Genomic DNA, 12276 nt, shown 5'->3' on the forward strand with positions numbered 1-12276 from the left:
GCACCGAATGAAATAGGTCATGGCCCAATCTCCTCACGGTTCTCATCAGCAGGCACGCCATGGGTTACGTCACTCTTTCGCGACATGTGCCGGGCCGCCGTGATCAAGGCCATCGCGATATTCCAAGAGCAGATCCCAAAGCCGGCCTTCACCGAGTGCAACGGCAAATTCCCTCGAAGCTAGATAGGGGATGAGTATCAGCAGCATGACCACGCTTGTTGCCAGAAGCTCTGGTAGCTTGGCGCCTCCAACTTCCGCAAGCGTGGCGGCGATCGTTCTGCCGTTGCTGAGCCCGACGATCGCTTCCTCGACGATGGACAGGACGATGAGCAGAAGAAGGTAGAGCCGGCCTTGTAGGCGATAACGGAAACGAGCCGCAGCCCTCCATATCGTTCACCCAATTTCATTGCATGGCCGAGAAGGATGAACTTCCCGAGGATCAGCGCCTTGAAAACCGGGACGCCGAATGAAGAGACGTGCACGCCCTGACTGCCAAGTATAGCCATCTTGTAAAGGACGAGCGCACCGAAGCAGACGTACAGATACACGGACAAAAGGGCATACTCCTTCAACTCGCGCTTTGCTCTTTGGGCAATTGTCGCAGTCGGGCGGCCTTTCTCTATCGTCATCAGTCTGCCTTTCATTCGCGCTGAAGGTCGCGCCGGCTGCTTGGCTTGCGCGACCCTGCGATGATTTCATAATCGGGTCAGTGCCTGCCGCCCTCCTGCAGCTTCGCCATCACTTCGTTCAGCGCAAAGCTGCCAGGCGTTTGCCGCGGCGGGAAATCGACGTAGGTCTGCAGGTGCCGGACCACGAAAGCCTGGGCCGGCACGAGCGCAAAGGCATGCTCGACACGCCACCGGTCGTAGTCACCGGCGACATGCTGGGCGATCTCGAAAGGATCAGCCCGCAGGTCGATGAGTTTGGGGAAGCGCAGCGTTATCAACGGATCCTGCCACACATCGAGACCTTCGGCCCGCTGTTCCATGAACACAAGCTTCCAGCGATCATAGCGCAGCGCAGCGAGATTTCCGTCGTCCGTCCAGTAGAAGTATTCCTTGCGCGAACTTGGCCCACTTCCCGCGAGCAGTTCCCGCTGATTGTACCCGTCGAGATGGACCTTGAAGGTCTTGCCCGCCGCCTCGTAGCCGGTGAGAAGCTTTTGCTTGACATCCGGTTCGCCGGCCGCCGCCACGAATGTCGGAACCCAGTCTTCGTGAGAGACGATCTCGTTGATTTCCGTGCCGGGCTTGATGACCCCCGGCCAGCGCATGACACCAGGAACCCGGTAGCCACCTTCCCAGTTGGTGTTCTTCTCGCCATGAAACGGCGTGGATCCACCGTCCGGCCACGAAAAGACCTCTGCGCCGTTGTCGGTTGTAAACAATACGATGGTGTTGTCAGCGATGCCCAAGTCGTCCAGTTGCTTTAGAAGCTGGCCAACCATGCCGTCGAATTCCGTCATACCGTCGGCCACCAAGCCGAGGCCGGTTTTGCCTTGTGACTCCGGCTTCAGATGCGTGTAGATATGCATTCGGGTCGCATTGAACCAGCAGAAGAACGGCTTTCCGGCCTTCTGGTTCTTATCGATGAAATTCATCGCGGCGCCCAAGAACTCCCCGTCGACCGTCTCCATGCGCCTTTTGTCGAGCGGTCCAGTGTCCTCAATTTTCTGCTTGCCTACCCTGCCAAAGCGCGGGTCTTCGGTCGGGTCATCCGTGTCGCTCGCGACGCATCTAAGCACGCCGCGCGGACCGAATTTGGCGCGGAACTGCGGGTCTTTCGGGTAGTCGGGGTTTTCCGGCTCCTCTTCGGCATTGAGGTGATAGAGATTGCCGAAGAATTCATCAAATCCGTGCACGGTCGGCAGGAATTCATTGCGGTCGCCAAGATGATTCTTGCCGAACTGACCGGTAGCGTAGCCGTGCGGCTTGAGCAGCTCAGCTAGCGTTGGATCCTTGTCCGACAGGCCTTCCTTGGCGCCTGGAAGACCAACTTTGAGGAGCCCGGTGCGGAAGCAGCTTTGCCCTGTAATGAACGCGGCGCGTCCCGCAGTGCAGGACTGTTGGGCGTATAGGTCGGTAAAGATCGCCCCTTCGTCGGCAATGCGGTCGATGTTGGGGGTTTGGTATCCCATCTGGCCGCGGTTGTAGGCGCTTGTGTTCCACCAGCCGATATCGTCGCCGAAGATAACCAGTATATTCGGCTTTTTGCCCGCCGTTTGCGCTTTTGCGCCCGCGCCGGTCAAAGAACCCAAAGCCGTTACGGCCAGCAAAGATCCTCCCGCAAGCAGAACCTCGCGCCGGCTTGGATGGCGGCGCGAATTTGCGTGCTTATCGCTCATCTTTCTTCTCCCTGATTGCTTTGAAGGCAGGCATGGTGGCACCAACACCCGCGGGCGTCCGGCCACTTCGGTCGGAACACACCCTCCCTCAATGATGTCGGATTTTCTGGCACTCTCCCCTTGATGGCGCTTCCGCTGTTTTTCTGGTGGCAATTCTATGAAGTTTATGAACAGGCGCTATTGTACTTTGGGGAAGACACTTCCTGTATGCGGGTAGACCCCGATCCGACGCTCAATCCATTGCATCCCCGGCGAGTGCCTCCTTGACTGCAGCAATCAACGAGGCAGCGGCAAACGGCTTCTGGAGATAGGCGAGGCAACCCACCCTACGCGCCTCCAGTTCGAGCGCATCATCATCGATAGCCGTGATGAAAATGACCGGGAGCCGGCAATGAGCGGTTTTCAGCCGGCGCCGCAACTCCATGCCCGACATGTCCACAAGGTGCATGTCGAGCACGACGCAGCCGAGCTTCGCCGGCGTAGCGTGGCTGAGAAAGGCTTCGGCCGAGGAGTATCCCTCGGTCCTCAAACCACAGCGTTCAGCAACCGCTCTACGCTCGTCCGCATGCTCGGATTGTCTTCCACGACAGCAACCGTGCGTGGTCGGGTTCCCAACGTACTGCCTTTCCAGTGCTGGTCGGCCGCGGAATGCGGTCATGAAGGCCATTAGGAGCCAAAATTGCGGTGTCGCCTATTGTCCTTAGGGGAAGACGAATGTGAAGGCCGGCGCGTCAGTCATGTGGTTTTTTCAAGCAAGCCCAGTCGTTCCGCCATCGACACGACCTCGGCAAGAGAGCGGACTCCCAGCTTTTCCATGACCTTGTGACGGTGTGCCTTGACGGTCCGCTCAGATGTGTTGAGCTCAAAGGCGATCTGCTTGTTGCGCTTGCCACGAACGATCAGGTCGAAGACTTGTGACTCCCGTGGTGCTGGCAAGAAGAGTATGCAGCGCTTGGGCGCGATCGTGCTCCTTGCGTCTCGTCTCACAAAGCTGCAGCGCCCGTTCAACGGCTTCAAGCACCGCCGCGCTCGAGGCCGGCTTTTCGAGAAAGTCATGGGCGCCAGCCTTCATCGCCCGCACAGTAATCCCGATATCGCCACGGCCGGTGAGGAAGACGATCGGCAGGAGAGGTGCCAAATCGGCAAGACGAGCCTGCAGCTCCAAGCCGGATAGGCCAGGCATCTGCAAGTCGAGCAGAATGCAGCCGGACCCCCTTGGCAGGCGTGCCAGTAACTCTTCCCCAGATGAGTAGGACTCGATTTGGAAGCCCGAGGCCGCTAGCATTCGCCCCACCGCTGCGCGGAACGATTTGTCGTCATCGACGATATGAACGGTCGGGCCCACTGAATCACCCCGGTCGCGCGAGGGGCAGGACAAAGCGAAAGACAGCACCGCCCTGCGGGCGGTTGTCGGCCCAGAGCTTGCCACCATATATTTCTATTATTACGCGAGCAATCGAAAGACCAAGCCCGGTGCCAGTTGGCTTGGTCGTATAGAAAGCATCGAAGATGTTGCTGAGCTTGTCGCTTGGAATCCCGCTCCCGGTGTCGGAAATCGACACTTCAACCTTTTCATTTCTGTCGACCATCGTCGTTTGAAACATCAGATTTCGCTCGGCGGTCGGTGCTTGGAGCATGGCGTCCATCGCGTTAATCGCCAGGTTGAGAATGACTTGCTGGACATGCACCCGATCGGCGCGAACCGGCAGCCCTTGCGCGGACGCAACGGAACTGACGGTCACATCTCGCCGCTGAGCTTCCGGGTGAAGAATGTGAATCGCGCTCCGAACGACATCGTTCAAGTCGAATTCTTGCCAGTCGATCTCGCTGCGCTTCCTCAGCAATCCCCTCATCCGGTCAATGATGTCGCCAGCGCGCTGGTCGTCGTCGCGGATGTCGGCGAGAATCTGCTGGATCAGCTTCAAGTCGGGATTCGGTCTCTCGAGCATCAGGGCTGCGGTTTCGGCGTTGATGCGGATGGCACCGAGCGGTTGATTGAGCTCATGGGCGATCGAGGCCGACAGTGCACCGGCAGTGGCCGATTGGTTCAGATGGATAACCTCGAGAAGACGATGACGCGCTTGAAACTCCGCGGCTGCCCGGCGACGGCGTTCAAGGACCAACGAAACGATAACCAGACTTTGAGCTGCGACAAAGGCGGATATCGCTATGATCTCCTTCCAGTATTCTTGCCAAAGCGACCTTTCCTTGAACAATACGGCGGTGCCAAGCGGAAGATCGGCTTCGGAAAGCCCCCAACGCCGCAATTGCCGTGAATCGGCCATGTAGCTTTGCGGTACGGTGATATCGGTGATCGCCTTGCCGGCAAGGGCGTCGATGGCAAGACCGGCGACGGCGGTCCCGGTGGATTCGAAAGTCGCCGCATTGCCGCCGACGACGCCATGGTCCAGATATGTGGAATATGGACCATAGACCGGGGCGCTGGCCGCTTTCGCGATCTTTTCCAGTGAATTGCGCGGGACGAAGTTCCGGCCGGTGCGATCACTTAGCACGGTCAAGACGACGACAATTGTGTCTGGCGGAAGAGCTGCCACGCGCTCGACAAACTCCTCGATGGACAATCCGGTGAGATAGGTCGTCTCAATATAGCTCGGCAGGCCGATCAGGTCTTCCTGCGCCGCCGCGACCCATGCTTTGTCGAATTCGGCAGATCCCGCAATCACCACAACTTGCCGGGCGTCCGGCTGCAATCCGATCGCCATCTCGACGGTTTTCCTTATCTCGAATTCCGTCAATGCGCCCACGACGTCATTTGGCAAGCGCAACTCCTCGGCAGTGGCACTGCCGAATCCGCCGAAGACGATTTTCGCATCCGGCGCGATTGCATTTCGGTTCGCAACAATGAAACGGGTTGATTCCTCACCCAGGGCGATGACCAGGTCCGGTCGGCCATCGCTGTACTTCTCAGCGAGATAGCGCGCTATGCGATCGACGTGGCCTTTCTTCGGAAATCTCGAAAGATCGAGGAACTCCGAGAAGACCTCGACCTTGCCGGAGGTCGCCTCGACGAGCCGAGTTCTCGCGGCCTCACCGACGATATTCGTAGCGGGAATGCGCTCATCATAGGGGTAGAGGATCAGGACACGTGGAACCGGCCCTGCGCCTTGCGCAGAACAAATTCCGGTCGCCCCGAAAATCACGACCAACAGAAGACAGATGAAGGCGGACGCGTTCAGGCATGAGGGGCTCACACGGATTCTGCCGAAACGTGCCTGGGACCGAGCAATCATGCGACACCAGGTGGCTGGAAATTATCGAGGAACGCTTCTGAAATGACCTTGAAAGATTACTTCGTCGGCTGCCCTAAAGGACAATATTCTAGCCGCTAGCTTACCACTAAAATTCACCTATGGTGAGTGTCGGTTGCATTGATCCGACGTGCTTCGGTACCTTCGGGTTGTCAGCACATGCACGACACCTGAGACGCAGCGATAGCGAAAGGACGTGCAGTGGGCATTCCGCACAGGTTCGGGGAGGAGTGAAACGATGATACCGACAAGGATCATTGCACTGAGCAGCGCGATGACGATCATGCTGTCATTGCATGCGACCGCACCTCTCGCCCAGGAAGCGCTTTCCCCCTCCGGGCAGGAGCAAGCCGCCCCAGAACCACTCACCGAGGATGAACTCGAGGTACTCGTCGCCCGGATCGCGCTCTATGCGGACGAGTTGGTGGCGCTGGTCTCGGCCGCGTCGCTTTTTCCCCTGCAGGTCGTTGAGGCGGAGCGGTTTCTCGAGGCGCGCAAGAAGAACCCTGACCTGATGCCAAAGGAAGGTTGGGACGGCAGCGTGATCTCGCTGCTCAACTATCCCGATATCGTCAAGATGATGAGCGAGGAACTCGAATGGACGCAAAGCTTCGGCCAGGCGATCGCCTATCAGCAGAAGGACGTGCTGATCGCCATCCAGCAATTGCGCGACGAGGCACTCGCCAAGGGTATCATCAAGTCCGATGACAAGATGAAGGTGGTCGAGGAGGGTGACAACATCATCATCCAGTCGGCGAGCCCTGAAACAATCTACGTGCCGCAATATCCGCCGGAGATGCTCTACGAGCCGGATTACGCGCCAGCTCCGGTGGCCTACTATCCGGATCCCTATCCGGCCTACTACTATCCGGCCGCGACCTTCTTCGCCGGAGCGGTGACAGGCGCGGCATTCGCCGCCGTCGTCGACTGGGATGATTGGGGCGTCTGGGGCGGTCGCTGGAACGGCGACATCGACGTGGATTGCAATAAATGCTTCAACAACATCGATATCGACGGCAAGATCAAGTGGAACGATATCGACTGGAAAAACGTCGACCGCAGCAAGCTTCAGATCGATCGCGACCAGGTCCAGAAGTTCGACCGTGCGGACATCAAGAACAACATCAAGGCGGACGGCGACAACAACATCCGCAACCGTGCCGCCGAAATCAATCGCGACCGGGTGGCCGCACGTCCGGGCGCGGGCGCCGCCCAGGTCAAGGATGTCCGCAGGAGCACACTCGAGGGCCTGAAGGCCCAACCGCGACCAGAGGTGCGGCCAGCCGCAGGCCCCGGCGGCGCGCGGTCGGTCGCGAAGGCCGCACCCGGCGGTTCGAAGCCCAGCGTCAACCCTCCCAAGGGCAAGAAGCCCTCGCAGGTCAACCGCCCGGCTGGCAAGCCGAAGATGGCGGCCAAGGCGCAGAACCGGCCAAAGAAGCCGTCCGGCCTCGGCAATGTTTCATCCGGGCGGCGGGAGGTGGCGTCGTCGCGTCGCGGCGGCGAAAGCATGGGCGGCGGCCATCGCGGCGGCGGATCGCACAAGGCGATCAACCGTGGCGGCGGTGGCGATCGCAGACGTTGAACGAAGGGGAAGCCCATGACACAGCTCTTGCGTACTCTTCTCCTCGGATCGGCAATTACGCTCACGCTCGTCAATGCGCCGATCAATATGGCTCTCGCGCAGGCGCAGCCGCCGGTAAGTGTCGATGACTATGCCGCCGCAGAAGACCCGCCTGCCTTCGACGATCCATCGAGGGCGGTCGACGCCTTCAAGTCGGAGCTGAACACCAATGACTTCGACGGTCTTGCAGAACTCCTTGGCCTTGACGCCGCAAAGCTGAGGACGGGTGAAGGAGCGATGGAGACCTTCAATCTCATCCGCGAGGGCGCGGCCCGCAAGGTCGTCGTGCGCGATCTCGACAATCGCAAGATCCTCGAGATCGGCGACCGGCTGTGGCCGCTGCCGTTCCCGATCACCGAGCGCGAGGAAGGCAAATGGGCCTTCGACACCTATGTCGGGCTAGAAGAGATCGTCAACCGCCGCGTTGGCGAGAACGAGCTCGAGGCGATAGAGACGGTACGGGCCTATGTCGAGGCGCAGAAGGACTATGCGGAACGGGATCGCGATGCCGACGGCGTCTTCGAATATGCCCAGAAGCTGATCAGCAGTCCGGGCCAGACCGACGGCCTCTACTGGCCGGCCGACCAGGGCGATGGCGAAAGCCCTGTCGGCGACGCCATCAGCGAAGCCGCATTGGAAAAGGCTAAGGCCGGCGAAGGCTATTTCGGTTATCGCTTCCGCATCCTGACCTCGCAGGGGGACAACATAGCCGGCGGTCGGCACGACTACGTCATCAACGACAACATGATCGCCGGCTACGGATTGATCGCCTGGCCGGTCACATATGCCGAAACCGGCGTGAAGACCTTTGTCGTCAACCAACAGGGCATCGTCTATGAAAGGGACCTCGGAGCGAGCACCGCGGAGATCGTGCCCTTCATCGACGGCTTCGATCCGGACGACAATTGGAACGTGGTCAACGACTGAACCGCTTACCTCTGAAGCAGCCAGGCCCGCAAGGGCTAGATCAAAACAGCATTCTATGGGTCGCAGAAATGGCAGAGACATTGCATCCGGCCGCAGTCGATCATCTCCCTGTGTTCATCACCGCTCCGGGGGACACGGATATTCTCTTCAATGTCATGGTGGTGTTCGTGCTGCTGCTGATCTTCCTGATCGGCATTCTCTATCTACGGCTGCACGCGCTGCCGGAGCACATGGCGCATGGCGCGAGCAAGGTTCAGCTACAGTTGGTCGCCGTGCTGTCGCTGATCGCGCTGTTCACCCACAATCATCTGTTCTGGATCGCCGCGCTGTTGCTGGCACTGATCGAGTTTCCGGATTTCTCGTCGCCCATCACGTCGATGGCTGAATCGCTTCGGAAAATCGCCGATCGGGACGATCGGCCGCTCGAAACCCCGCCGATGGAACTCCAGGAGAAACCGACAAGCCCCCGTCCGGCGCAGCCCGAATGGACACCGTTCGAACCGGAACCTTCGGCGGGCGACACATTATCAGAGCGGAGGGGTTGAGCCATGTTAGAGTTCATGATCTGCTCGATGCTGACGATCTTTCCCGACTTTCTCTTTCGCCGCTATGTTCAGGGAAAGAGGATCGGCCGGGAGATCAATCTCTATTCCATTTGGTTCGAGCTGCGTTGGGGTATCACCGCCTGCGTGATCCTCGCCCTTTCGCTGATCACGCTGATTTTCTATTTTCATCCTTCCACAAAGAACGTCACAGCTGTTTTCCGCACGGTTACCATCTTGCCCGAGTCGACCGGACGCGTGGCCGAAGTGTTCGTCGGCACGAACGAGAAAGTCGCGGCGGGAGCTCCCCACTTCCGCCTCGACAACACGGAACAGCGGGCGGCGCTTGAAACGGCCCGCCGGCGCGTCGCCGAAATCGACGCTGAGACGGCGGTCGCGCAGACCGAACTGGCGGCGGCTGATGGGATGATCGCACAAGCGCAAGGCGCGTACCAACAGGCGCTGGACGAACTCAACACACAGGTTGAGCTCAATCGTCGCAACCCGAACGTGGTGGCAAGGCGGGAAATCGAAAGGCGTCAGGTGGCCGTGGACGGCCGCAACGGTGCGCTTGCCGCCGCCGTTGCCAACAAGCAGACCCTTCAGACGAAAATCGCCTCCCTTCTGCCAGCGCAGAAGGCCAGCGCCGAGGCAGCGCTAGGCCAGGCCCAGGTCGAACTCGACAAAACCATTGTGCGTGCAGGCACCGCCGGTATGCTTCAGCAGTTTGCTCTGCGGCCCGGCGACATCGTCAATCCGATGATCCGCTCCGCCGGCATCCTGGTGCCTGATGATCGCCGGATCGGGCTGATCGCCGGCTTTGGCCAGATCGAGGCCCAGGTGATGAAGCCGGGCATGATCGCCGAGGCGACCTGCGTCGGCAAACCCTTCACCATTATTCCGATGGTGGTAACAGAGGTCCAGAACGTTATCGCCACCGGGCAGATTCGCCCGACCGATCAGCTCGCCGACGTGCAACAGATGTCGCGTCCTGGGACGCTGACCACTTTCCTGGAACCGCTTTTCGACGGCCAGTTCACTGCCATCCCGCCCGGAAGCAGTTGCATCGCCAACGCCTACACCGGCAATCACGACGAATTGCACTCGCCGGACATTAGCACACCGCGCTGGCTGTTCCTGCACATGGTGGACGCCGTGGGGCTGGTACACGCCATGATCCTCCGGCTGCAAGCGCTGCTCCTGCCGGTGCAGACGCTTGTACTGACAGGGCATTGAATTGGAGGGGCGCCGGATCCTTGACTGGCGGCGCCTTCTTGCTCGTCTCGGAAGCCCACGGGCCGGCGCAACGACGTAATCCGCCCGCGTGGGTATCGTGGCCGTCTATAATCGGTGCAAAGGACTGGAAGCAGATGAGTGCAGTCTTCAAGCATGGTGATAGAGGCCTTGCCGCGATCGTTCTGTGTCTCCAGCTCGTTTTCGGGCTTGCCTCTACGGTGGCAGCACAGGAGCCGGCGACCGCTACCGCGCCGCCCGCGAAGGTCCAGCAACTGATCGAATTGCTGGACGACCCGGAAGTCCGGCAATGGCTGACCGCCAAGCAGGCCGCGGCGCCGGCCGCCGCCACGACACCGGCGGGTCTCGCATCCCAATGGATCGCAGAAATCAGGAGGCACCTTGGCGGCATGCGGAACGCCGTGCCGCGGGTGGTTCCCGAGTGGATGGCGGCAAGAGAGCGCATCGCGGCCGAGATGCACCAAGGGACGATGCCGATCCTGCGCGGCTTCGCCTTTCTGCTCCTTGCCGGCTACGGCGCCGAGTTCCTGCTGCGTTATCTCCTGCGGCGCAGTGCGAGCCGAAGCTTGGCTCAGTTCGGGCCTGGTCTTGACGCTCTTCTTCGCATCGCACCGCTGGTCGTCTTTGCGATCGCAGCGATCGCGGCCTTCGTGTTAGCCGGCTGGCCACGCCAGCTCGAGATGGCGGTCGCACCGCTGCTCATCGCCTGGATCGCCGCCCGCTTGCTGGTTGCAATCGCTGCGGCCGTGTTCAAGCCCGCAGAGGACGGCAGGGCGCTGGAGGGGAGCGTATCTCTCACGCCGGAAGCAGCGCATTTCTGGCACAGACGATTCGTGCTGTTTGCCTGTTCCGTTGCTTTCCTGTGGGCCGTCGTCGACGTGATGCAGGCACTCGCGTTTCCGGCCGACGTCCGCGATTTTACGGCTGCCGCCCTCGGCCTCGTCGTACTGGGCCTGGCGATCGATACCGTGTTGCGCCGACCCGTCGCGGAAATGTCAGCCGGACGGCGGATAATGCGCAATGCGCTGCTCATCGGCTTCCTTGTGCTGCTGTGGCTCGTCTGGGTCGCGGGCATGAAGGTGCTGTTCTGGCTCGGAATCTATGTACTCGGCCTGCCGCCGCTGTTGCGTTTCACCAGCGCCACTACAAGGACAATGCTGGACGCCGAAGCGGCGGATAACGTCCGGGTCATGCGCAACGTCCTAATTGACCGCGGTGCCCGGTTCGCGATCATAGCGCTCGCGGCCGCCTGGCTCGCCGTCGTTTTCCGTATCAACGGCAGTGCGATGATGCAGGACGATGTTTTCAACCGGATCTTCCGCGGTATTCTTGCAGGCGTAGTTATTCTGCTTGCGGCAGATCTGATCTGGCAACTGGCGAAGGGTTTCATCGATCTGCACCTGAGGCGGGCGAGCGTCAACGGTGCCGACTCAGCGCAACTCGCCCGCAGCATGCGGTTGCGCACGCTGCTGCCGATCCTGCGCAATTTTCTCGCGGTGTTTATTGCGGTCGTCGCCGGCATGATGGTGCTCTCCGGCCTCGGCGTTCATGTCGGCCCGCTGATCGCCGGTGCCGGCGTCTTTGGTGTCGCCATCGGTTTCGGCTCACAGACCCTGGTCAAGGATATCCTCAGTGGCGTGTTCTACATGATGGACGATGCCTTTCGGGTCGGCGAATACATCCAAAGCGGCAGCTACAAAGGCACAGTGGAATCCTTCAGCATCCGTTCGGTGAAGCTTCGGCATCACCGCGGACCGGTGTTCACCGTTCCTTTCGGCTCGCTCGGCGCTGTCCAGAACATGAGCCGCGACTGGGTTATCGACAAGTTCATGATCAACGTCTCCTACGATGCCGACGTTGCCAAGGTGAAGAAGGTCGTCAAGGGCATAGGCGCCGCGCTCCTCGACGATCCCGAACTCGGGCCGCTGATCATAGAAACGGTGAAGATGAAGGGCGTCGAGCAGTTCGGCGACTATGGCATCACCTTGAGTTTCGCCATGACGACGAAGCCCGGACACCAGACCCAGATCAGGCGCCGGGCCCAGGCCATGATCAAGGATGCCTTCGCGGCCAACAGCATCCACTTTGCCTCGCCGACCGTTCAGGTCGCCGGTGATGAAGCGCAAGCGACAGCGGCAGCTGCCGCGACACGCGACGCAATCGCGAAGAGGAATGCGGCCGCGGCGCAGAAGGGGGAGACAGCCGCCGAGTAGCTCATTGGTCTGCGGGAGTAAAAGTGCATGGGCGCCATCGTTCTTGTGCCGCTTCACGGATATGGATCCGGCTCAAGACGGCAGCTGCACAATTTGTCAAACACAG

At 60.2% G+C, this 12276-nt stretch carries 7 protein-coding genes and 3 pseudogenes; 5 read left to right on the forward strand and 5 right to left on the reverse strand.

Annotated features, from left to right (window positions below):
- Positions 1-69: 69 nt before the first annotated feature.
- From JOH52_RS28935 to JOH52_RS28955, 5 genes and pseudogenes are all read right to left on the reverse strand, one after another.
- Positions 70-629, reverse strand: a pseudogene (locus tag JOH52_RS28935) (hypothetical protein).
- A 77-nt stretch (positions 630-706) separates the two neighbouring features.
- Positions 707-2344 carry an arylsulfatase gene (locus tag JOH52_RS28940; RefSeq protein ID WP_014531600.1) on the reverse strand — a complete coding sequence of 546 codons (1638 nt, stop codon included), beginning with the start codon at positions 2342-2344 and terminating at the stop codon, positions 707-709.
- Positions 2345-2576: 232 nt separating this feature from the next.
- Positions 2577-2959 (reverse strand): annotated as a pseudogene (locus JOH52_RS28945) (response regulator transcription factor).
- A gap of 120 nt (positions 2960-3079) precedes the next feature.
- Positions 3080-3689: pseudogene (locus JOH52_RS28950) on the reverse strand (response regulator transcription factor).
- Positions 3690-3693: 4 nt separating this feature from the next.
- Positions 3694-5595 (reverse strand): sensor histidine kinase, encoded by a 1902-nt coding sequence (locus JOH52_RS28955; protein ID WP_014531604.1) that lies wholly within the window; start codon positions 5593-5595, stop codon positions 3694-3696.
- A gap of 256 nt (positions 5596-5851) precedes the next feature.
- Here JOH52_RS28955 and JOH52_RS28960 point away from each other — a divergent pair, with 256 nt between their 5' ends.
- The 5 genes from JOH52_RS28960 (at position 5852) to JOH52_RS28980 (ending at position 12170) form a co-directional block, all read left to right on the forward strand.
- The gene (locus JOH52_RS28960; RefSeq protein ID WP_014531605.1) at positions 5852-7195 is read left to right on the forward strand and encodes a DUF3300 domain-containing protein; all 1344 of its coding nucleotides are present in this window, start codon (positions 5852-5854) and stop codon (positions 7193-7195) included.
- Between the two features lie 15 nt (positions 7196-7210).
- Entirely contained in the window at positions 7211-8161 is a 951-nt protein-coding gene (locus tag JOH52_RS28965) for a DUF2950 domain-containing protein (RefSeq protein ID WP_014531606.1), read from the forward strand.
- Between the two features lie 68 nt (positions 8162-8229).
- A complete protein-coding gene (locus JOH52_RS28970) occupies positions 8230-8706 on the forward strand; it encodes a hypothetical protein (RefSeq protein ID WP_014531607.1) in 477 nt (158 codons plus the stop codon).
- Positions 8707-8709: 3 nt separating this feature from the next.
- The gene (locus JOH52_RS28975) at positions 8710-9939 is read left to right on the forward strand and encodes an HlyD family secretion protein (RefSeq protein WP_014531608.1); all 1230 of its coding nucleotides are present in this window, start codon (positions 8710-8712) and stop codon (positions 9937-9939) included.
- A gap of 134 nt (positions 9940-10073) precedes the next feature.
- A complete protein-coding gene (locus JOH52_RS28980) occupies positions 10074-12170 on the forward strand; it encodes a mechanosensitive ion channel family protein (RefSeq protein ID WP_041862561.1) in 2097 nt (698 codons plus the stop codon).
- The last annotated feature ends 106 nt before the right edge of the window (positions 12171-12276 follow it).

The organism is Sinorhizobium meliloti, from assembly GCF_017876815.1.
Classification (GTDB): domain Bacteria; phylum Pseudomonadota; class Alphaproteobacteria; order Rhizobiales; family Rhizobiaceae; genus Sinorhizobium; species Sinorhizobium meliloti.